This window comes from Pseudomonas sp. CCNWLW23 (genome assembly GCF_037095675.1).
GTDB lineage: Bacteria > Pseudomonadota > Gammaproteobacteria > Pseudomonadales > Pseudomonadaceae > Aquipseudomonas > Aquipseudomonas atacamensis.
Genome location: NZ_JBAWKM010000005.1, coordinates 158,036 through 184,440, shown reverse-complemented (window position 1 = coordinate 184,440; position 26,405 = coordinate 158,036). Strand labels below are relative to the sequence as shown.

The 26,405-nt window shown below is 61.1% G+C and carries 19 protein-coding genes; 12 read left to right on the top strand and 7 right to left on the bottom strand.

The genetic code is table 11. From position 1 onward, the window contains the following. Positions 1 to 9: 9 nt before the first annotated feature. Together V8J63_RS09640 and csrA are read left to right on the top strand one after the other, a co-directional pair. A complete protein-coding gene (locus V8J63_RS09640; RefSeq protein ID WP_073472324.1) occupies positions 10 to 342 on the top strand; it encodes a YnfA family protein in 333 nt (110 codons plus the stop codon). Positions 343 to 475: 133 nt separating this feature from the next. After that, complete coding sequence (gene csrA, locus V8J63_RS09635) at positions 476 to 661, top strand: carbon storage regulator CsrA (RefSeq protein ID WP_024013891.1); 186 nt, start codon at positions 476 to 478, stop codon at positions 659 to 661. A 5-nt stretch (positions 662 to 666) separates the two neighbouring features. On the opposite strand, the gene V8J63_RS09630 is transcribed toward csrA, so the two are convergent. From V8J63_RS09630 to V8J63_RS09615, 4 genes are all read right to left on the bottom strand, one after another. Then, positions 667 to 894, bottom strand: coding sequence for a YheU family protein (locus V8J63_RS09630; RefSeq protein WP_003172962.1), 228 nt, complete (start codon positions 892 to 894; stop codon positions 667 to 669). Between the two features lie 169 nt (positions 895 to 1,063). Further along, positions 1,064 to 2,254, bottom strand: coding sequence for an osmoprotectant NAGGN system M42 family peptidase (locus V8J63_RS09625; RefSeq protein ID WP_024013890.1), 1,191 nt, complete (start codon positions 2,252 to 2,254; stop codon positions 1,064 to 1,066). Between the two features lie 159 nt (positions 2,255 to 2,413). Continuing rightward, a complete protein-coding gene (gene ngg, locus V8J63_RS09620) occupies positions 2,414 to 4,162 on the bottom strand; it encodes an N-acetylglutaminylglutamine synthetase (RefSeq protein WP_336463941.1) in 1,749 nt (582 codons plus the stop codon). A 3-nt stretch (positions 4,163 to 4,165) separates the two neighbouring features. Beyond that, positions 4,166 to 5,938 (bottom strand): N-acetylglutaminylglutamine amidotransferase, encoded by a 1,773-nt coding sequence (locus V8J63_RS09615; RefSeq protein ID WP_123443580.1) that lies wholly within the window; start codon positions 5,936 to 5,938, stop codon positions 4,166 to 4,168. Between the two features lie 318 nt (positions 5,939 to 6,256). Here V8J63_RS09615 and V8J63_RS09610 point away from each other — a divergent pair, with 318 nt between their 5' ends. Next, positions 6,257 to 11,080 carry an NEL-type E3 ubiquitin ligase domain-containing protein gene (locus V8J63_RS09610; protein WP_336463940.1) on the top strand — a complete coding sequence of 1,608 codons (4,824 nt, stop codon included), beginning with the start codon at positions 6,257 to 6,259 and terminating at the stop codon, positions 11,078 to 11,080. 3 nt (positions 11,081 to 11,083) lie between these two features. Here V8J63_RS09610 and mnmC read toward each other — a convergent pair whose 3' ends face one another. Continuing rightward, positions 11,084 to 13,063, bottom strand: a complete 1,980-nt coding sequence (gene mnmC, locus V8J63_RS09605) for a bifunctional tRNA (5-methylaminomethyl-2-thiouridine)(34)-methyltransferase MnmD/FAD-dependent 5-carboxymethylaminomethyl-2-thiouridine(34) oxidoreductase MnmC (protein ID WP_336463939.1) — start codon at positions 13,061 to 13,063, stop codon at positions 11,084 to 11,086. Positions 13,064 to 13,451: 388 nt separating this feature from the next. Here mnmC and pap point away from each other — a divergent pair, with 388 nt between their 5' ends. Both pap and V8J63_RS09595 read left to right on the top strand, forming a co-directional pair. After that, positions 13,452 to 14,966, top strand: coding sequence for a polyphosphate:AMP phosphotransferase (pap, locus tag V8J63_RS09600; RefSeq protein ID WP_336463938.1), 1,515 nt, complete (start codon positions 13,452 to 13,454; stop codon positions 14,964 to 14,966). A 103-nt stretch (positions 14,967 to 15,069) separates the two neighbouring features. Beyond that, positions 15,070 to 16,254 carry a thiolase family protein gene (locus V8J63_RS09595; protein WP_336463937.1) on the top strand — a complete coding sequence of 395 codons (1,185 nt, stop codon included), beginning with the start codon at positions 15,070 to 15,072 and terminating at the stop codon, positions 16,252 to 16,254. A 103-nt stretch (positions 16,255 to 16,357) separates the two neighbouring features. Here the strand turns inward: V8J63_RS09595 and V8J63_RS09590 are convergent, their stop codons facing one another. Next, complete coding sequence (locus V8J63_RS09590; RefSeq protein ID WP_123443761.1) at positions 16,358 to 16,549, bottom strand: DUF6316 family protein; 192 nt, start codon at positions 16,547 to 16,549, stop codon at positions 16,358 to 16,360. A 208-nt stretch (positions 16,550 to 16,757) separates the two neighbouring features. On the opposite strand from V8J63_RS09590, the gene V8J63_RS09585 reads away from it, so the two are divergent. After that, positions 16,758 to 17,717, top strand: a complete 960-nt coding sequence (locus tag V8J63_RS09585) for a DMT family transporter (protein WP_125917301.1) — start codon at positions 16,758 to 16,760, stop codon at positions 17,715 to 17,717. A gap of 123 nt (positions 17,718 to 17,840) precedes the next feature. Here the strand turns inward: V8J63_RS09585 and V8J63_RS09580 are convergent, their stop codons facing one another. Continuing rightward, the gene (locus tag V8J63_RS09580) at positions 17,841 to 19,235 is read right to left on the bottom strand and encodes a class II fumarate hydratase (RefSeq protein WP_056788329.1); all 1,395 of its coding nucleotides are present in this window, start codon (positions 19,233 to 19,235) and stop codon (positions 17,841 to 17,843) included. A 191-nt stretch (positions 19,236 to 19,426) separates the two neighbouring features. On the opposite strand from V8J63_RS09580, the gene V8J63_RS09575 reads away from it, so the two are divergent. From V8J63_RS09575 to V8J63_RS09550, 6 genes are all read left to right on the top strand, one after another. After that, complete coding sequence (locus V8J63_RS09575) at positions 19,427 to 19,942, top strand: DUF2059 domain-containing protein (RefSeq protein ID WP_016770936.1); 516 nt, start codon at positions 19,427 to 19,429, stop codon at positions 19,940 to 19,942. Positions 19,943 to 19,954: 12 nt separating this feature from the next. Beyond that, positions 19,955 to 20,254, top strand: coding sequence for a BolA family protein (locus tag V8J63_RS09570; RefSeq protein WP_122880394.1), 300 nt, complete (start codon positions 19,955 to 19,957; stop codon positions 20,252 to 20,254). A gap of 162 nt (positions 20,255 to 20,416) precedes the next feature. After that, positions 20,417 to 21,358 carry an oxygen-dependent tRNA uridine(34) hydroxylase TrhO gene (gene trhO / locus V8J63_RS09565; RefSeq protein ID WP_016770934.1) on the top strand — a complete coding sequence of 314 codons (942 nt, stop codon included), beginning with the start codon at positions 20,417 to 20,419 and terminating at the stop codon, positions 21,356 to 21,358. Between the two features lie 35 nt (positions 21,359 to 21,393). Then, entirely contained in the window at positions 21,394 to 21,996 is a 603-nt protein-coding gene (locus tag V8J63_RS09560; protein ID WP_177433361.1) for a DsbA family protein, read from the top strand. Then, a complete protein-coding gene (locus V8J63_RS09555; protein WP_076563770.1) occupies positions 21,989 to 23,806 on the top strand; it encodes an ABC transporter ATP-binding protein in 1,818 nt (605 codons plus the stop codon). Before V8J63_RS09560 ends, V8J63_RS09555 begins: the two co-directional genes overlap by 8 nt. A gap of 137 nt (positions 23,807 to 23,943) precedes the next feature. Next, positions 23,944 to 26,403 (top strand): EAL domain-containing protein, encoded by a 2,460-nt coding sequence (locus V8J63_RS09550; RefSeq protein ID WP_073472344.1) that lies wholly within the window; start codon positions 23,944 to 23,946, stop codon positions 26,401 to 26,403. Positions 26,404 to 26,405: the final 2 nt, after the last annotated feature.

Here is a 26,405-nt window from a genome sequence, read left to right as displayed (position 1 = left end):
GACGCCTCCATGCTCAATTACTTGTGGTTCTTCCTTGCGGCGCTGTTTGAAATCGCCGGCTGTTTTGCCTTCTACATGTGGCTGCGCCAGGGCAAGAGTGCGTTGTGGGTGCTTCCCGCGTTGCTCAGCCTGACCCTGTTCGCGCTGTTGCTGACCCGTGTTGAAGCGGCCTACGCCGGGCGCGCCTATGCCGCGTATGGCGGGATCTACATCGTTGCTTCGATTGGCTGGCTGGCGGTGGTCGAGCGGGTGCGTCCGCTGGGCTCGGACTGGATCGGCATGGCCCTGTGCGTGGTCGGTGCCAGCATCATTCTGTTCGGGCCGCGCTTTTCCGCCGCCTGAGGCTTTTGTGCGAAGCGTCTGACAGCTGTGGGCGTGGGCAGCTGTAGGGCAAGACTGATTTGCTCGTCGTGGATTGTGAAGACGCTGTAAGCCGCGCATCTTCAGGGTTTGCCAGTCCTGAAGGATGAATCCCATGCTTGTACTCAGCCGTGTGGTCGGTGAGTTGATTTCAATCGGAGACGACATCACCCTGCGTGTTCTGTCGGTCAACGGCTCCAGCGTGCGCTTCGGCGTCGAGGCGCCGAAAAAGGTCCATGTACACCGCGCCGAGGTCTATGACCGGATCAAGCGCAAGGAGGCCGCGGCGAAGGCTGGCTGACGGTTTCAGTCGAACAGATGCTTGGGTACGTCGTGCTTGAGCATCAGCTGGCACTGTTCGCTTTCCGGGTCGAACACGATCAGGGCCTGGCCTTTGGTCAACGCCTGGCGCACGCGCAGGACGCGGGTTTCCAGCGGGGTGTCATCGCCGTTGTCGGTACCGTCGCGGGTGACGAAATCCTCGATCAGGCGGGTGAGGGTGTCGACTTCAAGCGCGTCGTGGGGAATGAGCATGGGCACCTCGGTCAAATCAATGTCGGGATGCTACGGGGATTGGGTTTCGTCTGCCAGTTCTGTATTGGCCGTGCCGGGCAATTCGCGAGCAGGCTCGCTCCCACCTTTGAAATGCGGTCTCTGTGGGAGCGAGCCTGCTCGCGAAAGCGGTTATCTGTTCACCGAAGGCTCAGCTGTCAGAACGCTGCCCCACCAGACTGTCCACCGGCGGCACGCGGGTTTCGCTTTCCATCTGCGTGTCATGCTCAATCTGATGGCTGAAGCGATCCAGTGAAGCATTGGCCGGTGCCGCGTCGCTGGCAAAGACCGGCGGGCTGAGGATGTACGCACCAAGCAAACGGCTGAGCGCTGCCAGACTGTCGATGTGCGTACGCTCGTAGCCGTGAGTGGCATCGCAGCCGAAAGCGAGCAGGGCGGTGCGAATATCGTGCCCGGCGGTGACCGCCGAGTGCGCATCGCTGAAGTAATAGCGGAACATGTCACGGCGCACCGGCAATTCGTGTTCATCGGCCAGACGCAACAGATGCCGCGACAGGTGATAGTCATACGGCCCGCCCGAATCCTGCATCGCCACGCTCACGGCGTGTTCACTGGAATGCTGGCCGGGGGCGACCGGTGCAATGTCGATGCCGACAAACTCGCTGACGTCCCAAGGCAATGCCGCCGCTGCACCGCTGCCGGTTTCCTCGGTGATGGTGAACAGTGGATGGCAATCGATGTTCAGTTCCTGGCCGCTGTCGACAATCGCCTTGAGCGCGGCAAGCAGTGCGGCAACGCCGGCCTTGTCGTCGAGATGGCGGGCGCTGATATGGCCGCTTTCGGTGAACTCGGGCAGCGGATCGAAGGCCACCACGTCGCCGACATGAATGCCCAGCGACTCGCAATCGGCCTTGGTCGTGCAGTAGGCGTCCAGACGCAGCTCGACATGGTCCCAACTGATCGGCATTTCATCGACCTGGGTGTTGAACGCATGCCCGGACGCCATCAGCGGCAACACGCTGCCGCGAATCACCCCGGTGTCGGTAAACAGGCTGACCCGGCTGCCCTCGGCAAAACGGCTCGACCAGCAACCAACCGGGGCGAGGGTCAGGCGACCGTTGTCTTTCACCGCACGCACGGCGGCGCCGATGGTGTCCAGGTGCGCCGACACTGCGCGGTCAGGGCTGCTCTTTTTGCCCTTCAACGTCGCGCGAATCGTGCCGCGCCGGGTCATTTCGAACGGAATGCCCAGCTCTTCGAGACGCTCGGCGACATAGCGCACGATGGTGTCGGTGAACCCGGTAGGGCTGGGAATGGCGAGCATTTCCAGCAGGACTTTTTGCAGGTAAGCCAGATCCGGTTCAGGGATTTGTGTGGTCATGGAAACTCCTGATGAGTTGAGCACACCGATGGTTTCGATGAGGAAAATTGGTGGTGACGTTCAGGGCCTCTTCGCGAGCAGGCTCGCTCCCACATTTGGATTGCATTCCCCTGTGGGAGCGAGCCTGCTCGCGAAGGCGTCAGCCGGAACAACGATGGTTCAAGAAACAGCCGGCTGACTATGCGGAAACAACAGATCGACAAAGCGTTCCGCCGTCGGCTGCGGTTCATGGTTGGCGAGGCCGGCGCGCTCATTGGCTTCGATGAACACGTACTCGGGCTGATCCGCTGCCGGCACCATCAGATCGAGCCCGACCATCGGAATATCCAGCGCCCGCGCCGCGCGCACGGCCGCGTCGACCAGCGTTGGATGAAGAATGTCGGTCACGTCTTCCAGCGTCCCGCCGGTGTGCAGGTTGGCCGTGCGCCGCACGAACAGATGCTCGCCGGCCGGCAGGATGCTGCTGTAGTCGTAACCGGCCGCATGCAGCGTGCGTTGGGTTTCGTGGTCCAGCGGAATCTTGCTTTCGCCACTGGTGGCGGCTTGCCGGCGGCGGCTCTGCGCTTCGATCAGCGCACCGATCGAATGCTGACCATCGCCGACCACTTCGGCGGGCTTGCGAATCGCCGCCGCCACCACTTCAAAGCCGATCACCACAATGCGCAGATCAAGGCCTTCGTGGAAGCTTTCCAGCAGCACGCGACTGTCGAACTGCTTGGCGGTTTCGATAGCCTTTTGCACCTCTTCGATGGTGCGCAGATCCACCGCGACGCCGTGGCCCTGTTCGCCATCGAGAGGCTTGACCACCACCCGTTGGTGCTCATCAAGGAAGGCCAGGTTGTCGTCGGCATTGCCCGCCAGTTGCTGCGCCGGCAGTTTCAGGCCTGCGGCCTTGAGCACCTTGTGGGTCAGACTTTTGTCCTGGCACAGGGTCATGCTGATCGCACTGGTCAGATCGCTCAGCGACTCGCGGCAGCGCACGCGACGGCCGCCATGGCTGAGGGTGAACAGCCCGGCGTCGGCGTCATCGACTTGCACGTCGATACCGCGTCGATGCGCTTCTTCGACGATGATCCGCGCGTAAGGATTGAAATTCGCCTCCGGGCCCGGGCCGAGAAACAGCGGCTGGTTGATGCCGTTCTTGCGCTTGATGGCAAAGGTCGGCAGGTTGCGGAAACCCAGTTTGGCGTAAAGGTTTTTCGCCTGACGGTTGTCGTGCAGCACCGACAGATCCAGATAAGCCAGACCACGACTCATGAAGTGCTCGACCAGATGCCGCACCAGCACTTCGCCGACGCCCGGGCGTGAGCAATGCGGGTCGACCGCCAGGCACCACAGGCTGCTGCCGTGTTCCGGGTCGTTGAAGGCTTTTTCATGATTGAGACCCATGACACTGCCGATCACCGCGCCGCTGTCCTCGTCTTCCGCCAGCCAGTACACCGGGCCGCCCTGATGATGCGGGGTGAGCAACTCCTGATCGATCGGCAACATGCCGCGCGCCTGGTACAAACGGTTGATGCCCTGCCAGTCGGTTTCGCTCTGCGCACGACGAATGCGGAAGCCGCGAAACACCCGCGTGGCTTGCCGGTAATCGCTGAACCACAAACGCAGGGTGTCGGATGGATCGAGAAACAGCTGCGTCGGCTCGAGACCCAGAATCTGCTGCGGTGCGGCAACATACAGGGCGATATCGCGTTCGCCGGGTTGCTCGTTGAGCAGCTCCTGCGCCAGTGACGCCGGGTCGGGAAAGGTGTGACCGATCAGCAGCCGGCCCCAACCGCAATGCACGGCAATCGGGGCGGTGGCAGGCTCGCTGCCGTCTTCGGCCAGGCGCGCCTGCAAACGTTCATACGAGGGGGCCTGACCACGCAACAGGCGTTGGTTGATGGACGTGGCATGGGGTTTCATCAATCAGATTCCTTGTTCACTGAGCCACAGGTTCAGGGCTGCCAGTTGCCACAGTTTCGAGCCGCGCAACGGGGTCAGCTGGCCTTGCGGATCAGTCAAAAGCTTGTCGAGCATGCTCGGGTTGAACAGGCCGCGATCCTGGCTCGGATCCAGCAGCAGCTCGCGCACCCAATTGAGTGTGTCGCCCTGCAAGTGCTTGAGACCCGGCACCGGGAAGTAGCCTTTCTTGCGGTCGATCACTTCGCTTGGAATGACCCGGCGCGCAGCTTCTTTCAGCACTTGCTTGCCGCCATCGGGCAGCTTGAATTTGCCCGGCACACGGGCCGACAGCTCGACCAGTCGATAGTCGAGAAACGGCGTGCGCGCTTCCAGGCCCCAGGCCATGGTCATGTTGTCGACGCGTTTGACCGGGTCATCGACCAGCATCACCGTGCTGTCCAGGCGCAGCGCCTTGTCCACGGCAGCCTCGGCGCCGGGCTGGGCAAAGTGCTGTTTGACGAAGTCGCCCGCCGCATCGTGGTCGACCAGCCATTTCGGCTGAACGGTCGCCGCGTAGTCGTCGTAGCTGCGATCGAAGAACGCATCGCGGTAAGCGGCGTACGGATCCGCCGCGCCGTCGACCTGCGGATACCAGTGGTAACCGGCAAACAGTTCGTCCGCGCCTTGGCCGCTCTGCACGACTTTGCAGTGCTTGGCCACTTCGCGGGACAACAGATAGAACGCGATGCAGTCATGGCTGACCATCGGCTCGCTCATCGCCCGGAACGCGGCGGGCAGTTGCTCGATGATTTCCTTCTCGTCGATGCGCAACTGGTGATGTCGGGTGCCGTAATGTTTGGCGATCAGGTCCGAATACTGGAACTCGTCGCCGCGCTCGCCGCCGGCATCCTGGAAACCGATGGAGAAGGTCGACAGATTTTCTACGCCGACTTCGCGCAACAGGCCGACGAGCATGCTCGAATCGACACCGCCCGAAAGCAACACACCGACATCCACTGCCGCACGCTGACGAATCGCCACCGCTTCGCGGGTGCTGTCGAGGACGCGATCGACCCAGTCTTCCAGATTGAGGTTTTTCTCGTCTTCATTCGGGCCGTAGGGCAGGGTCCACCAGGTTTTCTGCTCGGTGCGGCCATCGGCCTCAACGCGCATCCAGGTGGCCGGCGGCAGTTTTTCGATACCGGCCAGCAAGGTGCGCGGCGCAGGCACCACCGCGTGGAAGTTCAGATAGTGATTGAGCGCCACCGGATCGAGAATCGGGTTGATGTCGCCGCCCTTGAGCAGCGCTGGCAATGCCGAGGCGAAGCGCAGGCGTTGGCCAGTGCGCGACAGGTACAACGGCTTTACGCCGAGACGGTCACGGGCGATGAACAGGCGCTGGGCATCACGCTCCCAAATGGCGAAGGCGAACATACCGTTGAGTTTCGGCAGCAGTGCCTCGCCCCAGGCGTGATAACCCTTGAGCAGCACTTCGGTGTCGCCACCCGAATAGAAGGCATAACCCAGTGCTTCAAGCTCTGCGCGCAGTTCCGGGAAGTTGTAGATCGCACCGTTGAACGCCAGGGACAGGCCCAGTTGGCTGTCGATCATCGGCTGCGCCGAGCCGTCCGACAGGTCCATGATTTTCAGGCGTCGATGACCCAGGGCAATCGGCCCTTGGGCATGGAAGCCCCACGCGTCAGGGCCGCGAGGGGCCAGGTGATGGGTGATTCTCTCGATCGCTGCAAGGTCTGCAGGTTGTTGATCAAAACGTAACTCGCCAGCTAATCCGCACATAAAGTCCTTACCGGTTTTTCCGTTGGGGAAGGTCAAGCCGTACCACGCGAAAAGTGCGGGTACTCAGAAACTGACCTGTCACGGTAGGCGGAGTTTTAGATCGATAAGTTATAAGCGCGGCGTTACGGCCTCTGCAGGTCGGTGCTAGAGGGCGCCCTGGCAGCGTTAGCCGGTTTTTTTTGCGGGGCGGTAGCGGGCTGTTTTATAGGCCGAAAAACTGCGTGTGTTTGCGGCATTTGCCAGCAGTTTTTTCCATTATCAATTCATTCACACCATCGCTAAGGTCGAAAGCCCCAACAGCAATAAAGGACTATTGCCATGTCAGTGCAGCAACAGAAACAAAACCTTGCTCCATCTTCAGTGCTCGGCACGCTGCTGGAAGCCACCGCAGACCTCGACACGGCCGAAGCCCTGGAGAAAAGTCTGCCGCCTTATTTGCTCAAGGCTTCGACCGACACGCTGGCCACGCTGGATCAGACCGCTCGCGAGCTGCATCGCCTGCAGCTCAAAGTGGCCAAGGATCTGGCCGGATTGCAATCGTTGCGCGGTTTCTGCAAAAAAGAACTCACCGCTGCGTTGAACGCCAAGTGGCCGGCGGTCTATGACGTCGAACAGGATGTGCTCAGTCTGCCGGGTGACGATTGCGGCTGCGACGCGACGGCGACCAACCAGGCGGGTATCGATGTTGTAAAACACGCCGCGCAAACCCTGCTGCAGGCGGCGATGCAGAACTTCGCTGAAGACGAGGAGCAAGCCGATGGTTTCCCGTCCGGCAGTGTCGTGCGCATTGCCAGTGCGCCTGCGGGAGTGCAGGGCCTGACACCGCAGGCGTTCGCCGCGTTGTGCCGCACGCTCGACCTGGGCAAGAAATATCAGCAACATTTCCAGCAAGTCTTCGGCCTGCGCGATGCCGACGGCAAAGTCGTGACCAGCAGTGTCCTGACCCGCGACATTGGCGCGATGAAAAAAAACCTGTTGCAGCTCGACGCTCATTTGGCCGCGCTCAAGGCTGATATCACTCCGCAGGGATTGCGCATGCTGCAGGATCTGATTGATGCCCAGGGCGTGGCGTCGGCAACCCTGCGCCACGGCAACGACCCGATGATCGTGCAGGGCATCGAGATACTGGACAGCTGCGTGTGGGGCGTCGTGGTGTTCTGCGCGCGCTCGGTGCAGGAGCATCCCGAGGATGGTTGCCTGGTCTACATGGCGGGCGAGCCCGAGAGGGCGTTGTACGAATATCCGAGCTTCAATGCCTTCAAAAACTATCTCACGCAACAACTGCGCAAACCGGACTACAAGGATTATTTCGGTCGATGCCTTGATGAGGATGACAAGGCCGATTTCTTCAAAACGTTCGAGGAAAAGGGCGAGTTGGGCCTCATCAGGCAACTGTCGATGAGTGTCCCGCTTTTTGATTTCATGGTGCAGAGTCACGTCGGCAAATTACAGATCGATGCGCGCAAACTGGCGGTGCCGACGGCAGATATCGATGAGGACGCACGCCAGAAACGTCTGCTGGATTTTCTCCAGCTGGGCGTGACCATCGCGTCAGTGGCAGGCATGTTTGTGCCGGTCCTTGGCCAACTGATGATGGGCGTTGCGGTCGGGCAATTGCTCGGCGAAGTGTATGAAGGGGTCGAAGACTGGCAGCGTGGCGATCATCAGCAAGCGCTTTCGCACCTGCTCAGCGTGGTGGAGAACATCGCGCTGATGGCGGCGTTTGCCGGCGGGCAGAAGGCGTTGGGCACGCTGGGCGGCAAACTGCTGCGCTCGCACCCGGAGTTCTTCGGGCAATTTCGGGCCATCCTCAATCACGCAGGCAAGGCACGTCTGTGGAAGCCCGATCTCGTTGCCTATGAGCATTCACTCCCGGCGGGATTCACCATTGATGCCAGCTCCAAGGAGTTTTATCAGGTGGGCCGCAAAACCCTTGGGCGTGTCGATCATCGATTCTTTGCCGGCAGTTACGATGCCGATGCCAGCCTGTGGCGTCTGGAGCATGCCAGTCGCGCTGACGCCTATGCCCCGGAGTTGGCCCGACACGTTGAGGGGGGCTGGCGCATTCCTGGCGAAGAGCCCGAGGAGTGGGGCAGTTCTGCGTACACACTCAAACGCATCGACCCGCACCTGAGCGAATTCACCGACAGCGACCTGGATAACCTGCGTCGGCTCAGTGGCACCAGTCATGACCAATTGCTCCAGGCGTTCAACGATAACCTGGCGTTGCCGGAGCGTCTGCGCGACACGGTGGAACGCGTGCGTCTCTCCCGTCAACTGCGCCAGCTGACCCGCGAACTGCAGGCCGGCGAAGTACATTCCGGCCAGCCCGCCGAGGAGCAATTGCACGCATTGCCCAAGCTCAAGGGCTGGCCAACCGACCGCTACATCGAGGTGACCAACGCCGATGGCAGCGTCGAGGCAACTTATCCATTGACCCGCGAGCCCGACGAAGCTCTGAGCGTGGTAGTCAGCCGTGAACAACTGGCGGCGGGGCAGTTGCTGCGAACGGTCATTGATGGCCTGTACCAGAACGAAGTCGATGCTTTGCTCGGCGGTAAAACCGCCGCCAGCCTGGAAGAGTCGGCGCTGGCGAAAAAGCTCGGCGCGGCGCTGAAGACGGATCATCGGGCCGTGCTTGAGCGTATGTATCAGCGTTATGACCGGAGCGAGGCGGACGATGTGCTGAAGTTGCGCAAGGTCTTTGCCGCCATTACGACGCGCCATGGGCAGCGGCTGATCGAGCGCGCGCCGAGTATCGAACGATTGCATCTGCGCGAGACCGGGCAGGTGCCGTTACGGATGGGGCAACGCGTCAGGCAAAACATTAACGCAGTGCGACTCGATCGTGCCCTGGCAGGTTTGCATTGGCCACGACTGGCCAATGCCGATACCGACAAACTGGCCATTCAGTTGCTGCCACGACTGAGCGGCTGGGATGCGCAATTGCGCTTGCAAGTGCGTGACAAGACACTCGCCGGGCCAATCCTGGAAGCCATCGGCGCTGCCTCTGCGAAACCCGAAAATACCTGCTCGCTGGTGAAGTCTGCTGCCGGTTACGAGGCGTTCAGTGGCGACGGCAAGTCACTTGGCAAAGTGGCAGCAGCGCCGGGGGATCTGTACAGCGCGATTCTCAAAGCGCTGCCGTTGCGTCAGCGGACGGCCGCCGGGTTGGGCGGGTCTGCGCAGGCCGACACGGTGCGCTTGCGCAGCAAATTGCTCGATGCAGCGCTGGACGAACGCGAGGAGACGGCGCAGACATTGGTTCGCGGCACGTTTGAGCCTCGGCTTGTCGAGCCGGCCTGCATGCAGAGCGATCAGGCTGCCGGGACGGAGCATTCGCGGGCGCTGCTGCGCAAGGCGCGCAAACTGTATCCACGCTTGAATCAGCAGCAGCTCAGCCAATTGCTCGATGAGCTGGGCGATGATCCGTTGAGCCGTGCGACCCGCATCAAAGCTCTGCGTCAGGATCTGCAAACCCTGCGTGACGCGCTGTTTGTCTGGAGCGAAGATGCCGCCGCACTGAAAGCCATGGGTGGCGATCTGGCCGAAGCGCGGCACAGTCGGAAAATCGCCGCCGAGTTGATCGAAGAAGGATTTCGACGCTTTCATTGGGCCACCAACGAAGAGGGAAAAAGCCTCTGTACCCTCAACCTTGACGGCATGCGCATCGGTAAGGTGCCAACCTTGCCGCCGTCGGTGAGCTTCGACCACATAGAGCAATTGTCGATGCGCAACATGGCGCTGGGGGATGATGTGGCGCACTTCCTCAAGTCCTTCAAACAGCTCGAGCTACTGGAACTGGGCAGCAACACGATCACCCGGCTGCCTGAAGTGTTGTCGCACATGCCGCGTCTGCAACGGCTGAGTCTGGCAGGCAATCAGCTCAAGCTGACCGAACAGACCCTGGCGAAGCTGAACAACCTGAGCACGTTGCGTTACCTGAATCTGGACAAGAATCCGTTGGGCGCCACCCCGGATTTCAGTCAAATGACGCAACTGCGCCGCTTGTCCCTGCAAGACACCGGCATCACGGAACTGCCAGAAGGCCTGTCCAGTTCCGTCCACATTGAATTGATGAACCTGACCGGGAATAAAATCAAAGAGCTGCCCGACTGGTTATTCCAGAAAACACGCCATTTCACCAGCGCACTAAAGCTGGGACTGAATCCTTTTTCCGAACGCAGCAAAACGCATCTGGAAAACTATCGCGATAATTTCGGCATCGGTATGGACTACCTCCCCGATGACATCGCCAGGATGAACGAGCAACACGCCCGCTCGCTCTGGATGACCAAGAACAGGGGCGAGGAGTGGGCAGAACAGACGCGGATCTGGACGGCATTGCGAAACGAGCCGAAGGCCGATGGGTTGTTCACCGTGCTGGCGCAACTGGGCGATACCGCGGACGGGAAAAAGGCCAGCGCCGACTTGCAGCGACGCGTCTGGGCGGTACTGAAGGCGGCCGAAGCAGACGGGCCGCTGTGTGAACAAGTGCTCGACACGGCTGCCGATCCGCTTCATTGCACCGACAACGCAACGCTGGTGTTCAGTCGCCTGGAAGTCGAGGTGGAAGTCGAGCGGGTAACCAGCGCGGCAAGCGGCCGCAAGGTCACTGCCAAAGCTCTGCTGGAACTGGGCCGCAGTCTGTTCAGGCTGGACAAGCTGGAAGAAATTGCCCTGGAGCATTCGCTCCGGGCGCCGAAGGTCGATGCACTGGAAATGAACCTTGCTTATCGCATCGGTCTGACCGATGCGCTGGGGCTGCGCGGTCAACCGAAAGGTATGCTGTTCGATGCCCAGAGTGGCGTGACAGCCGCTGATCTTGAGGTCGCCAGAAATCGCGTGATGACTGCCGAACTTTCCCCGCAATGGCTGAAATACATGCAGGAGCGAACGTTCTGGCGTGATTATCTGAAGCGTACGTTTACGCGCAAATTTTCAATGATCGATGAATCGTTCGCGCCGCGCATGAGTGCCCTCGATGAGCAGGCGGACACCCTGCTCAGTGCCGACTATGTGAGTCAGGCGAATGCCCTCCAGCTTGAAAAGGAGCAGGCGCAAGAGGCAGTGATCAAGCGCCTGACCGAAGAGTCGATACGCCTGATGGATCTCGGCCTCTGTGTGATGCCGGACATCTGATATTCACTTGCCGCGAATCAGTTTGCGCAAGGCAAACCGGTTGGGATGGCACGCTTCGGCCACGCTGCGCGGCAACGGCAGCGGCTCGTTGTCCAGCCACGCGGCGAGCAGTTCGCCGGACAGCGGCGCGGTGATCAGCCCGCGAGAACCGTGGCCGCTGTTGACGTACAGACCATCGAGCCATGGGCAGGCGATGTCCGGCACTTGCCGGGCGTCTTTGCTCAATGCAGCGTAGGTTTGATTGAAGGTTTGCAGATCAGCGAGCGGACCGACAATCGGCAGGTAATCGGGGCTGGTGCAGCGATAGGCTGCGCGGCCCTCAAGGTTCTCAATTGGCTGCTCGCTGATGTTCAGACGGCTCAGCAGATCGCTGGAAATCTCTTCGAGCATCGCCAGATTGCCTTGGTGCTCGGCAGTCGTGGGCGTCAGGTCGTCGCTGTTGAAGTCGAAACTCGCGCCCAGGGTGTGCTCGCCCAGACGCGCCGGGGCGACGTAGCCTTCGGCGCACACCACGGTGGTCAGCGCACGACTGTCTGCGGTTTCAGGCAGACGCGTGATCTGCCCGCGAATGCGCTTGAGCGGCAATTCGGCACTCTGGGCAAAACGTTTGATTTCGGCAGCACCGGCCAGGATCACCACCGGCGCACTGGCGAGCGAACGCTCGCCGTCGAACGCTTGCCACTGGTCAGCGACTTTGCGCAGTTCCAAAGCTTCGTGATGGCTGAGCAATTCAATGTTGGCGTGCATCGCCTGGGCCTGACACAGTGCCGGCGGATGCACCCAGCCACCTTCGGGGTAATACAAGCCGCCGTGGGCTACGCCGACACCGGCGCGAGCCTGCGCTTCGGGTTGTTCCAGCCACTGCAAGAGATCTTCAGGAAACGCCGCCGCCAGTTGCCCGTGGCGCTCGGCTTCCTTGGCATTGAACGCCAATTGCAGCACGCCGCAGTCATCCCAGTCGCTGCCGCGTTGCAGGCTTTCCAGCAGGCGCCGGGTGTAACCGAAGCCACTGACAATCAACTGCGACAATGCCGTGCCATGGGCGGACAGCTTGAGATAAAGCACGCCCTGCGGGTTGCCCGAGGCTTCTTGCGCGACGGCCGCGTGACGCTCCAGCACACTCACTTGCCAGCCGCGCGCCGCTAGGCTCGACGCTGTCGCGCAGCCAGCCAGGCCGGCGCCGATCACGATCGCCCGGCGCTCACCGCGCAACGGAGCAGGGCGGGCGAACCAGGGTTTCGCCGGTATTGGCGCCGCCACCTCGGCGGGCCAGCCGAGAAATTCGCCACGCAGGATTTCCCACTTGTGGCCGATGCCCGGTGTGCGCTTCATCTTGAACCCGGCAGCGTTGAGCAGACGCCTTACCCAACCGGTGCTGGTGAAGGTGCTGATGGTCGATCCCGGTGCGGCCAAGCGCGCCAGTTCGACGAACAGCTCCGCGGTCCACATGTCCGGGTTTTTCGCCGGAGCGAAACCGTCGAGAAACCACGCGTCGATCTGCGCATCGAGTTGCGGCAGTTGCTCCAGCGCATCGCCGATCAGCAAGGTCAGCGTCACGCGGCCGTTGGCCAGAGTGATGCGTTGAAAGCCTTGATGAATCGCCACGTAGTGCTTGAGCAACTGATCGGCCAATGGCTTGAGTTCCGGCCACAGTGCCAAGGCCCGGCGCAGATCCGCAGGCGCCAGCGGGTACTTTTCCACGCTGACAAAATGCAAACGCGCGCCGGCCACCGCGTGCTGTTCGAACAACTGCCAGGCGCAGAGAAAATTCAGCCCGGTGCCGAAGCCGGTTTCGCCAATGACCAGGCGTCCATCCGCCGGCAGCGCAGCAAAGCGCTCGGCCAGACGGTTCTGCTCAAGAAACACGTAACGGGTTTCCTCCAGCCCCGACTGATCGGAAAAATACACGTCATCAAACACCCGCGAACGTGGGCGTCCCTGATCGTCCCAGTCGAGTTGGGCGTGGGGCATTTCGGCTTTCATGGCAGGCTCGGCAAACACAAGGCGGCCATTCTAGCCGATCGCGCCGGTACTACCTGATCCAGCACAAGACTCGCAGTGAAAAGAACCCTGTGGCGAGGGGATTTATCCCCGCTGGACTGCGCAGCAGGCCCAAAACCACAAGACTCGCAGTGAAAAGAACCCTGTGGCGAGGGGATTTATCCCCGCTGGACTGCGAAGCAGTCCCAAAACCATCCACCCCGGTTTCCCGATCCAAACCGCACTTCCCGGATCTACGACTACTGCACAGCCAGTCAACGCTAAATCCCCTCACCACAAAGTTCTCATCCCGTCCTGAGTTCGTGGGAATTTCTGCCCTGCGCCCGTGCCCAATCCGCTAGTCTTGCTGAACCCTGGAAGGAGCCGTCCCATGTTTGAATCCGCTGAAATCGGTCACGCCATCGACAAAGACACTTATGAGGCGGCGGTCCCTGCGCTGCGTGAAGCCTTGCTGGAAGCGCAGTTCGAGTTGCAGCAGCAGAAACGCTTTCCGGTGATCATCCTGATCAACGGCATTGAAGGGGCGGGCAAGGGCGAGACGGTCAAGCTGCTCAACGAATGGATGGACCCGCGCCTGATCGAAGTGCGCACCTTCGACCAGCAAACCGATGAAGAACTGGCGCGGCCACCGGCCTGGCGCTACTGGCGCATGCTGCCGGCCAAGGGCCGGATGGGCGTGTTCTTCGGCAACTGGTACAGCCAGATGCTCCAGAGCCGGGTGCACGGACTGTTCAAGGATCCGCGTCTGGACCAGGCCATCGCCGGCGCCGAGCGTCTGGAAAAAATGCTCTGCGATGAAGGCGCGCTGATCTTCAAGTTCTGGTTTCACCTGTCCAAGAAGCAGATGAAAGCGCGGCTCAAATCGCTGGCCGACGACCCGCTGCACAGCTGGCGCATCAGCCCGTTGGACTGGCAGCAGTCGCAGACCTACGACAAGTTCGTCAAATACGGCGAGCGCGTGCTGCGCCGTACCAGTCGCGATTACGCGCCGTGGCATGTCATCGAAGGCGTCGATGCCAATTACCGCAGCCTGGCGGTGGGCAAGATTCTCCTCGAAGGCCTGCAAAGTGCGCTCAAGCGTGCCGACGTCAATCCCCACGAAGTCAGTGCCGCGCCGCTGGGCACGCCGGTCGATCAGTTGAACCTGCTCGACAGCCTCGACCTGACCCAGCGTCTGGACAAGAAAGACTATGAAGAACAACTGATCACCGAACAGGCGCGTCTGTCCGGGCTGATGCGCGACAAGCGCATGCGCCGCCATGCGCTGGTCGCGGTGTTCGAGGGTAACGACGCGGCGGGCAAGGGCGGGGCGATTCGCCGCGTGGCAGCCGCGCTCGATCCGCGTCAGTACAGCATCGTCCCGATCGCCGCGCCGACCGAAGAAGAGCGCGCGCAACCGTATCTGTGGCGGTTCTGGCGACACCTTCCGGCGCGGGGCAAATTCACCGTGTTCGACCGCTCGTGGTACGGGCGGGTGCTGGTCGAGCGGATCGAAGGCTTCTGCACCCCGGCCGACTGGCTGCGCGCCTACGGCGAAATCAATGACTTCGAAGAGCAACTGGCCGATGCCGGCGTCATCGTCGTCAAGTTCTGGCTGGCTATCGACAAGGACACGCAGATGGAGCGCTTTCAGGAGCGCGAAGAGATTTCCTTCAAGCGTTTCAAGATCACCGAGGACGACTGGCGCAATCGGGAAAAGTGGGACGACTATCGCCGGGCGGTCGGCGACATGGTTGATCGCACCAGCACCGAGATCGCGCCGTGGACGCTGGTCGAGGCCAACGACAAGCGCTGGGCGCGGGTGAAAGTGTTGCGCACCATCAACCGCGCGCTGGAAGACGCGTTCGAGAAATCCGATAAGAAGGCCAAGAAGCACAAGGACTGAGGCGATGGCCGCGCATACGCCGGGTGAATGATCCTCGCGGTCGGCAAGAAGGTGGACTTATGCTCAGCTCCACTCTCAACCGACAACAACAATGAGGTATGCCATGCGTGAAGTGGTGATCGTCGACAGCGTGCGGACCGGCCTGGCCAAATCCTTTCGCGGCAAGTTCAACCAGACCCGCCCCGATGACATGGCGGCCCACTGCGTCAATGCGCTGCTGACCCGCAACGATATCGACCCGGCCAGCGTCGAGGACTGCATCGTCGGCGCCGGCTCCAACGAGGGCGCGCAGGGCTACAACATCGGCCGCAACGTCGCGGTACTGTCGTGCCTAGGCACCGGCACCGCCGGCATGACCCTCAACCGTTTCTGTTCCTCGGGTTTGCAGGCCATTGCGATTGCCGCCAACCAGATCGCCTCCGGTTGCAGCGACATCATCGTTGCCGGCGGCGTCGAGTCGATCAGCCTGACCCTGAAAAGCGTCAACACCGATCACCTGATCAACCCATTGCTCAAGCAACAGACTCCCGGCATCTACTACACCATGGGCCAGACCGCCGAAGTGGTGGCGCGCCGTTACGGCGTCAGCCGCGAGGCCCAGGATCGCTATGCGCTGCAAAGCCAGATGCGTACGGCCCAGGCCCAGGCTGCGGGTTTGTTCGATGATGAAATCGTGCCGATGGCGGTGAAATATCGCGTCGAGGACAAGAACAGCGGCGAAGTGCAGATTGTCGACGGCGTCGTCGAGCGCGACGACTGCAACCGCCCGGACACCACCTACGAAAGCCTTGTCGGTTTGAAACCGGTGTTCGCCGACGACGGTTCGGTGACGGCGGGCAATTCCTCGCAGCTGTCCGATGGTGCCTCGATGACGCTGGTGATGAGCCTGGATAAAGCCTTGGAGCTGGGGCTCAAGCCGAAAGCGTTTTTCCGTGGCTTTACCGTCGCCGGTTGCGAGCCGGACGAAATGGGCATCGGCCCGGTGTTCTCGGTGCCGAAACTGCTCAAGGCCAAGGGCCTGCAAGTGGCGGATATCGATCTGTGGGAATTGAACGAGGCGTTCGCTTCGCAGTGCCTGTACAGCCGCGACCGGCTGGAGATCGACAACGACAAATACAACGTCAACGGCGGCTCGATTTCCATCGGCCACCCGTTCGGCATGACCGGCTCGCGTCAGGTCGGGCATTTGATCCGGGAATTGCAGCGGCGCAATTTGCGCTACGGCATCGTCACCATGTGCGTGGGTGGCGGGATGGGGGCGAGTGGGTTGTTTGAGGCGGTGCGCTAAAGGATTGGTTGCCTGTTCAGGCCCCTTCGCGAGCAGGCTCGCTCCCACAGGTGATCGCATTACCCTGTGAGAGCGAGCCTGCTCGCGAAGGCAGCGCCACGGTTCAGCGGCTGGAATCCTGCCGCTGCATCCGCGCTATATAAGCCTGAATCTCCCGCTCGATCACCTGACTGTCATACGGCCCTTCGAGGGTATTTTCCCGGGTGCTGAAATACAGCTCGCCATTGACCCGACACACGCGGTCGCTGCGAAAACGGGTGGCGGGGGCGCTGTCCTCGGCGCGCATGGCGTACATGTCGGTCTCCCTGATATGCGTTGAAAAGTCTGCAATCAGCTTATGCCTGAAGCACTTGGCGCGCCTGCCCGGCCGATCAACGGCGGCGCGCCGGTTTACTGCTGCGACCTGCACAGTTTCATTCGCGGCCTGCCGGTAACTGTCCCTGTGTTGTGCGCAGCCGGACGCCTAGAATGAGTGTTCTTGTCAGCAGGCTTTTGGGGTTCGCATGCACATTTCATCGGGGCGCTGGGTGTACGGACTGTTCCTGGCGCTGCTGACCGCGTTTCTGTGGGGCATCCTGCCGATCAAGCTCAAACAGGTATTGCAGGTGATGGACCCGGTCACGGTGACCTGGTTTCGCCTGATGGTGTCCGGTGGCTGCCTGTTCATCTATCTGGCGTCGGTCAAGCGCCTGCCAAGTCGCAAGGTGCTCGGGCCGAAGGGTGGCTGGCTGGTGCTGATGGCGGTGCTGGGGCTGGTCGGCAATTACGTGCTGTACCTGATGGGCCTCAACCTGCTCAGCCCCGGCACCGCGCAATTGGTGGTGCAAATGGGGCCGATCATGCTGCTGATCGCCAGTCTGTTCGTGTTCAAGGAGCGCTTCAGCATTGGCCAGGGCATCGGCTTGCTGGTGTTGCTGATCGGCTTCGGCCTGTTCTTCAATCAGCGCCTGGCGGAGCTGCTGACCTCGCTGTCCGACTACACCGCCGGCGTGCTGCTGGTGCTGCTGGCGTCGACGGTCTGGACCTTCTATGCGCTGGGCCAGAAGCAATTGCTCACGGTGTGGAATTCGTTGCAGGTGATGATGGTGATCTATCTGTTCTGCGGGTTATTGCTGACGCCGTGGGTGCATCCGCTGGAAGCGCTCAACCTAAGCCCGTTGCAGGGCTGGCTGCTGTTGGCGTGCTGCATGAACACCTTGATCGCCTACGGCGCATTCGCCGAAGCACTGGCGCACTGGGAAGCATCGCGGGTCAGCGCAACATTGGCAATCACGCCGCTGGTGACGTTTGTGGCGGTGGCGATTGCGGCGCGGATCTGGCCGGACTATGTGCATGCCGAGCAGATCAATGCGCTGGGCTATGGCGGGGCGGTGCTGGTGGTGCTGGGTTCGGCGCTGGTGGCGTTGGGGCCATCGTTGATTGCCGGATTGAAGGCGCGTCGGATGAAGATGGCAGCCAGTTGAACCGCGCCGGCCGCATTAGCGAGCAAGCTCGCTCCCACATTTTTGCGCATTCCCAGCATGAGAATGCAGTCCACTGTGGGAGCGAGCCTGCTCGCGAAGACGGACTTTCAGGCGCTACATGACTCAGCCCTTGGCGCCAGCCTCGATCATGTTTTCCGGGCGCACCCAGGCATCGAACTCTTCATCCGTCAGATAACCCAGCTGCAACGCCGCCTCACGCAAAGTCAGCCCTTCGCTGTAAGCCTTCTTGGCGATCTCCGCCGACTTGTCATAACCGATGTGCGGGTTCAGCGCGGTCACCAGCATCAATCCACGTTCCAGATGCCTGGCCATGACCTCCGCATCCGGTTCGAGCCCGGCGATGCAGTGCTGCTGGAAGTTGCTGCAGCCATCACCAAGCAGACGGATCGATTGCAGCAGGTTGTGGATGATCACCGGTTTGAACACGTTCAGCTGCAAGTGCCCCTGACTGGCGGCAAAACCGATCGCCACGTCATTGCCGAGCACTTGGCAGGCGAGCATCGACAGCGCTTCGCACTGGGTCGGGTTGACCTTGCCGGGCATGATCGAGCTGCCGGGTTCGTTGGCCGGCAGCTTTACTTCAGCAAAACCTGCGCGAGGACCTGAGCCCAGCAGACGCAGGTCGTTGGCGATCTTCATCAAGGCCACGGCGAGGGTTTTCAGCGCACCCGACAGCGTTACCAGCGGTTCATGACCGGCCAGTGCAGCGAACTTGTTCGGCGCGGTGACGAACGGCAAACCGGACAGTGCTGCGAGTTCAGCGGCAATCGCCTCACCGAAGCCGTGCGGTGAATTCAAACCGGTACCAACGGCAGTGCCGCCCTGAGCCAGTTCGCAAACCGCCGGCAGCGCGGCACGAATCGCGCGCTCGGCGTAATCCAGTTGCGCGATGAAGCCGGACAGTTCCTGGCCGAAGGTGATCGGCGTCGCGTCCATCATGTGCGTGCGCCCGGTCTTCACCAGTTTCATGTGCCGCGCCGCCAGTTCGGCAAGGCCGCCGGACAGCTCGGCAATCGCCGGCAGCAGTTGTTCCTGCACCGCTTTGGCGGTGGCAATGCTCATGGCAGTGGGGAAGCAGTCGTTGGAACTTTGCGAGCGGTTGACGTGATCGTTTGGGTGCACCGGCGACTTGCCGCCGCGCGGGTTGCCGGCCAGTTCGTTGGCGCGACCGGCGATCACTTCGTTGACGTTCATGTTGCTCTGGGTACCGCTGCCGGTCTGCCAGACCACCAGCGGGAACTGCTCGTCATGCTCGCCGGCGAGCACTTCATCGGCGGCCTGTTCGATCAGGCGGGCGATGTCGGCAGGCAGGTCGCCGTTGCGGTCGTTGACCCGTGCGGCGGCTTTCTTGATCAGCGCCAGGGCGTGCAGCACCGGTAGCGGCATGCGTTCCTGACCAATGGCGAAGTTGATCAGCGAGCGTTGCGTCTGAGCACCCCAGTAAGCGTCGTCCGGGACCTCGATCTGGCCCAGGCTGTCGGTTTCGATACGGCTCATCGTGCACACTCCTGTTGGTCTGTTGGCGCAATTTAGGCCGGCATCGGCCCGGGTGGTTCCATCGGCTCGATTGTTGACCGCAAAACCCCGCCAATCAAGCGCGGCAAGGGCCGGGGGTTGAGCCACAGCGATTGTTAGGCGCAGAATGGTCGCCCTTGGGGTTCGACCTCGCTTTGCTTAAAGGAAACTCGATGACTCGTCTTCGCGCCATCTGTACCGCGGTTGCACTGGTTTGTGCCAGCGGCCAGGTGCTTGCCGATACCGCCAGCCACAACGCCAGTGCCGAAGCTTTCCTGACGCTGGCTCACGCTGACAAGCTGGGTACCCCGGTGTACATGCAAGTGCAGCAAATGTTCGCCCAGCGCTTTGAACAGACCAAAGCGCCTGAGTCGAAGAAAGCCGTGCTCGAAACCTACCAGGCCAAGGCCAACGCCGCGCTGGACCAGGCCATCGGCTGGAACAAGCTCAAGCCCGACATGGTCAAGCTCTACACCAGCAACTTCAGCGAATCCGAGCTGAAAGATCTGGTTGCCTTCTACCAGTCGCCACTGGGCAAAAAGGTCCTGGAAAAAATGCCGCAGCTGACCCAGCAATCGGCGCAGATGACCCAGGGCAAACTGGAAAGCGCGGTGCCAGTGGTCAACAAGCTGCTCGACGACATGACCAAAGAGCTGACCCCGGCCGCGGCGCCAGCCAAGAAGAAGTAAGCGGAGTTCGTGATGACCATGCAACAACGCATCGAATCGACGCTGGCCCTGTTACAGCCTGAGCACCTGCAAGTGCTGGATGAAAGCCACATGCACAGTCGCGGGTCACAGACCCACTACAAGGCGGTGGTGGTCAGCGCGCAGTTCGAAGGCCTGAACCGGGTCAAGCGCCACCAGAAAGTCTACGGCACGCTCGGCGAGCTGATGGGCGAGTTCCATGCGTTGGCGCTGCACACCTACACCCCGCAGGAATGGGCAGAGATCGACGGCGCCCCGGCGTCGCCGACCTGTGCGGGAGGAAGCAAGCTGTAAGCTGCAAGCTTCAAGCTGCAAGTTAAAAGCGGATCATCTTGCCGCTTGAAGCTTGAAGCTTGAAGCTGCTTTTTTGCTAGAATCCCGACGCGCCGCTTAGCCGGCGCGTTTTTTTTGAATCCGGTTCACCCTTTGCGAGGGTAGCCACCTGGAGAAATACCCATGACACAACCGATTGTCGTGGCGGCACTGTACAAGTTCGTCACCCTCGAAGATTACGTTGACCTGCGCGAGCCACTGCTGCAGGCGATGGTCGACAACGGCATCAAAGGCACTCTGCTGATCGCCGAAGAAGGCATCAACGGCACGGTTTCCGGCAGCCGCGAAGGCATCGACGGCCTGCTCGCCTGGCTCAAGAACGATCCACGCATGGTCGACATCGACCACAAGGAATCGTACTGCGACGAGCAGCCGTTCTATCGCACCAAGGTAAAGCTGAAGAAAGAGATCGTCACCCTCGGCGTCGAAGGCGTTGACCCGAACAAGAAGGTCGGCACCTACGTCGAACCGCAGGACTGGAACGCGCTGATCAGCGACCCGGAAGTGCTGCTGATCGACACGCGCAACGATTACGAAGTGTCGATCGGCACCTTCGAAGGCGCCATCGATCCGAAAACCACCAGTTTTCGCGAGTTTCCCGACTACATCAAAGAACACTTCGACCCGGCCGTGCACAAGAAGGTCGCGATGTTCTGCACCGGCGGCATCCGCTGCGAGAAAGCCTCGAGCTACATGCTCGGCGAAGGTTTCGAAGAGGTTTACCACCTCAAGGGCGGCATCCTGAAGTACCTCGAAGAGGTGCCGCAGGAAGAAACCAAGTGGCGCGGCGACTGCTTCGTCTTCGACAACCGCGTCACCGTGCGTCACGACCTGACGGAAGGCGACTACGATCAATGTCATGCCTGCCGCACGCCGGTCAGCGTTGAAGATCGCGCCTCCGAGCACTACGTCGCCGGCATCAGTTGCCCGCACTGCTGGGACAAGCTCAGCGAGAAAACCCGGCGCAGCGCCATCGATCGGCAAAAGCAGATTGAACTGGCCAAGGCGCGCAACCAGCCGCACCCGATCGGCTACAACTATAAGCAAGCATCCACCGAGGCTTAACCATGTCTGCGCGCCTGCTCTACGTGATGGATCCGATGTGTTCATGGTGCTGGGGTTTTGCTCCGGTGGCCAAGGCACTGGTCGAGCAGGCGCAGGCAGCCGGGGTCGAGCTGCATCTGGTGGTTGGCGGTCTGCGCACCGGCAGCGGCTCGGCGCTGGAGCCGACCACGCGGCGCTACATTCTTGAGCACTGGCAAGCGGTCACCGAGGCCACCGGCCAGCCGTTCAAGTTCGATGGCGCGTTGCCCGACGGTTTTGTCTACGACACCGAGCCTGCCTGTCGCGCGATTGTCACCGCGCGCAGTCTGGCGCCGGATTGCGCGTGGACACTGGTCGGGATGATCCAGCAGGCGTTTTACGCCGAAGGTCGCGATGTCACCCAGGCCAGCGTGCTGGTCGAACTGGCGGAGCAGGCCGGCGTGCCGCGTATCGAATTCGCGGCGTTGTTCGATCATGCCGATCAGCACAAGGCGACCCAGGCCGATTTCACCTGGGTACAGGATCTGGGCATCGCCGGTTTTCCGACCCTGCTGGCCGAGCGCAACGGGCAACTGGCGCTGCTGACCAACGGCTATCAACCGCTCAGCGAGCTGTCGCCGTTGCTCGGCCGCTGGCTGGAGCGCGCGGCCTGTGTCTGACCGTGCCGATGACACGCCAGCCGTAGAGCGTGTCGACCGGCTGAGCTGGGCTGAAGTCCGGCGTCTGGCACTGCATCACAAGAAATCCCTGTGGATCGCCAACGGCGTGGCCGTGCTGGCGACGCTGTGCAGCGTGCCGATTCCCTTGCTGCTGCCATTGCTGGTCGACGAAGTCCTGCTCGGCCACGGCGATGCCGCGCTGAAAGTCATGAACCATTTTCTGCCGAGCATGTGGCAGCAGGCGGCGGGTTATATCGGCCTGATGCTGGTGGTGACCCTGACCTTGCGTTGCAGCGCCCTGTGTTTTGGCGTGTTGCAGTCGCGGCTGTTCGCGCGCCTGGCCAAGGACATCGTCTACCGCATTCGCGTGCGCCTGATCGAGCGGCTCAAGCGCATTTCCCTCGGCGAATACGAAAGCCTCGGCAGCGGCACGGTGACCACGCATTTGGTCACCGATCTGGATACCCTCGACAAATTCGTCGGCGAAACCCTCAGCCGCTTCCTCGTCGCCATGCTGACCCTGGTCGGCACCGCCAGCATTCTGATGTGGATGCACTGGAAGCTGGCGCTGCTGATCCTGCTGTTCAACCCGTTGGTGATCTACGCCACGGTGCAGTTGGGCAAGCGCGTCAAACACCTGAAAAAACTCGAGAACGACAGCACCTCGCGCTTCACTCAGGCGCTGAGCGAAACCCTCGATGCGATTCAGGAAGTGCGCGCCGGCAACCGTCAGGGCTATTTCCTCGGGCGCCTCGGTTTGCGCGCGCAGGAGGTGCGCAACTACGCAGTCAACTCGCAGTGGAAAACCGACGCCTCGAACCGCGCCAGTGGTTTGTTGTTCCAGTTCGGCATCGACATCTTCCGGGCGGCGGCGATGCTCACCGTGCTGTTTTCCGACCTGTCGATCGGGCAGATGCTCGCGGTGTTCAGCTACCTGTGGTTCATGATCGGCCCGGTCGAACAGCTGCTCAATCTGCAATACGCCTATTACGCGGCGGGCGGTGCGCTGACGCGGATCAATGAATTGCTGGCGCGCGCCGACGAGCCGCAGTATCCCGGCGGCGTCGATCCGTTCAAGGGTCGCGACACCGTCGGCATCGAGGTGCAAGGCCTGAGCTTCGGTTATGGCGACGAGTTGGTGCTGGATCAGATGAACCTGTCGATCCTGCCCGGCGAAAAAGTCGCGATCGTCGGCGCCAGCGGCGGCGGCAAAAGCACCTTGGTGCAGTTGCTGCTGGGTCTGTACACGCCAGCGGCCGGGACCATTCGCTTCGGCGGATCGACCCAGCAGGAGATCGGTCTGGAGACGGTGCGCGAGAACGTCGCGGTGGTGCTGCAGCATCCGGCGCTGTTCAACGACAGCGTGCGCGCCAATCTGACCATGGGCCGCATGCGCAGCGACGAAGCCTGCTGGCAGGCGCTGGAAATCGCGCAGATGGCCGCGACCATCCGTGCGCTGCCCGCTGGCCTCGACAGCATCGTCGGTCGCTCCGGCGTGCGTTTGTCCGGCGGTCAGCGCCAGCGTCTGGCGATTGCGCGGATGATTCTCGCCGAGCCGAAAGTGGTGATTCTCGACGAAGCCACCTCGGCCCTCGATGCCGCCACCGAGTACAACCTGCACCAGGCGATGGCGAAATTTCTCCATGGCCGCACCACGCTGATCATTGCCCATCGCCTGTCGGCGGTGAAACAGGCCGACCGCGTGCTGGTGTTCGACGGCGGGCAGATCGCCGAGGACGGCGACCATCGCCAACTGATCGCCGACGGCGGTCTGTACGCCAAGCTCTACGGCAACTTGCAACAGCACTGATCGAAACCCTCGCCGACCTGTCAGAGGTTCTGCGCGCGGTGTAACGCCGCGCCTTGCCTTGAACGAGAACCCCACCTAGTCTCGTCATAGCGAATTCGCCCGGAAGGCGAGCGGGCAGTGCTCATGCAAGGACTCTCATGAAGCAAAAGCAGACTCTGGGAACACCACGGTTGTTGGGTATCGTCTGGCCCTTTATTGCTGTCGTGGTGTTCCAGGCATTACTGGGGGGCGTGAGCCTTTACGTGCTTTCGGCCGTGCGTGGCTACGTCGCTGGCGAAAGCCTGTGGTCCAAGGGCCAGAAAGACGCCATCTATTACCTCAACCTCTACGCCGACAGCCGTGACGAGGCGATCTATCGCAAATACCTGACGGCGATCGCCGTGCCCCAGGGCGGGCACCAATTGCGCCTGGCGCTGGATCGTCAGCCGCCGGATCTGCAAGCGGCGCGCGAAGGCATTCTCAAGGGCGGTAATCATCCGGACGATGTCTCCAGCGTCATCTGGCTGTACCTCAATTTCCGCCACTACAGTTATCTGGAAACCGCGATCGATCGCTGGACGATTGGCGATGCCTATCTCGACCGACTGCACGAAGTCGCGCAGGAGATGCACCAAGGCATTGCGCAGAACCAGGCCAGTCCCGGCGATGTGCAGCGCTGGAAGTTACAGATCTTCGCCATCAACGATGCAGTCACCCCAGCGGCCAGGGCTTTTAGCGATGCCTTGGGCGAAGGCTCGCGGGTGATCATGCGCCTGCTGCTGTTCACCAACCTGGCCACCGCGCTGGGTCTGATCGCGCTGGCGCTGTGGCGCACGCACAAACTGCTCAAGCAGCGCCATGAGTTTGCCCAGGCGCTGCAACTGGAAAAGGATCGCGCGCATATCACGCTGCAGTCGATTGGTGATGGCGTGATCACCACCGACGTCAACGGCGCGATCGATTACATGAACCCGGCCGCCGAGGCCATGACGCACTGGAAGGCCGAGCAGGCGGCAGGGCTGCCGTTGTCGGCGCTGTTCAACCTGCTCGACGATAACGCCCAGACCGAAGGGCTGACGTTGATCGAGCACATTCTCAGCGGCCAGCTCAGCGGCGGCAGCGAACATTCCAAGCTGATTCAGCGGCTGGACGGCAGCACCCTGTCGGTGACCCTGGTCGGCGCGCCGATCCGCAATGCCGGGAATGTCAGCGGCACGGTGCTGGTGCTGCACGACATGACCCAGGAGCGGCAATACATCGCCAATCTGTCCTGGCAGGCGACCCACGATGCGCTGACCGGGCTGGCCAACCGCCGCGAATTCGAATATCGCCTCGAACAGGCCTTGCACAAGCTGACGCGCCAGCCCGGGCGGCACGCGCTGATGTTCCTCGATCTGGACCAGTTCAAACTGGTCAACGACACCTGCGGGCACGCGGCGGGCGATGAGTTGCTGCGGCACATCTGCACGCTGCTGCAATCAGACTTGCGCGAGGGCGATACCCTGGCGCGACTGGGCGGCGATGAATTCGGGATTTTGCTCGAGAACTGCCCGCCGGACATCGCCGAGAAGATTGCCGAAAGCCTGCGCCAGACCGTGCAGAACCTGCATTTTGTCTGGAAGGGGCGGCCCTTCCTGACCACCGTCAGTATCGGCCTGGTGCATGTCGCGCAGAATCCGACCACCCTTGAAGCCTCCCTGCGTGCGGCGGACATGGCTTGCTACATGGCCAAGGAAAAGGGCCGCAACCGCGTGCAGGTCTATCATGCGGACGACTCCGAACTGTCCATGCGCTTCGGTGAAATGGCTTGGGTGCAGCGCCTGCACATGGCGCTGGAAGAAAACCGCTTTTGCCTTTACGCCCAACAGATCGCGCCGCTCAAGCCGCAACCCGGCCAGGCGGGGCACATCGAAATACTCCTGCGTTTGCATGATGAATCCGGGCGGATGATTTTGCCTGACAGCTTTATTCCGGCAGCGGAGCGATATGGTTTGATGACCCAGTTAGATCGCTGGGTAGTTGAAAATGTTTTCAAGGTTATTGCCCAGTGTATTGAACAGGAACATGAACTTCCTTTGGCAATGTGTGCGATTAATCTGTCAGGCATTACTATAGGAGATGACGCGTTTTTGCACTTCCTGCGGGAACAGTTTGTTAACTACGCTATACCGCCTGAAATGATTTGTTTTGAAATTACTGAAACCAGTGCAATCGCAAATCTTGGCAGTGCAATTCGTTTTATCAATGAACTCAAAGGCTTAGGTTGTCACTTTTCTCTGGATGACTTTTGTGCCGGAATGTCTTCATTCGCTTACTTGAAACATTTGCCTGTAGACTTCCTGAAGATCGACGGGAGTTTCGTTAAGGATATGCTGGACGACCCGATTAATCGGGCAATGGTCGAAGTGATCAATCACATCGGCCATGTTATGGGTAAGCAGACAATTGCCGAGTTTGTTGAAACTAACCAGATCGAACAGGCATTGCTTGAAATAGGTGTGGATTACGCTCAGGGGTATGTCATCGAGCGCCCGCAGTTATTTACCTGTGACAGTTTGCAAAGTCGCCCTGCCAGACCGCAGCCGTTGTTGTTCAAAGCGCCTGGCACGTTCCGTTGAAA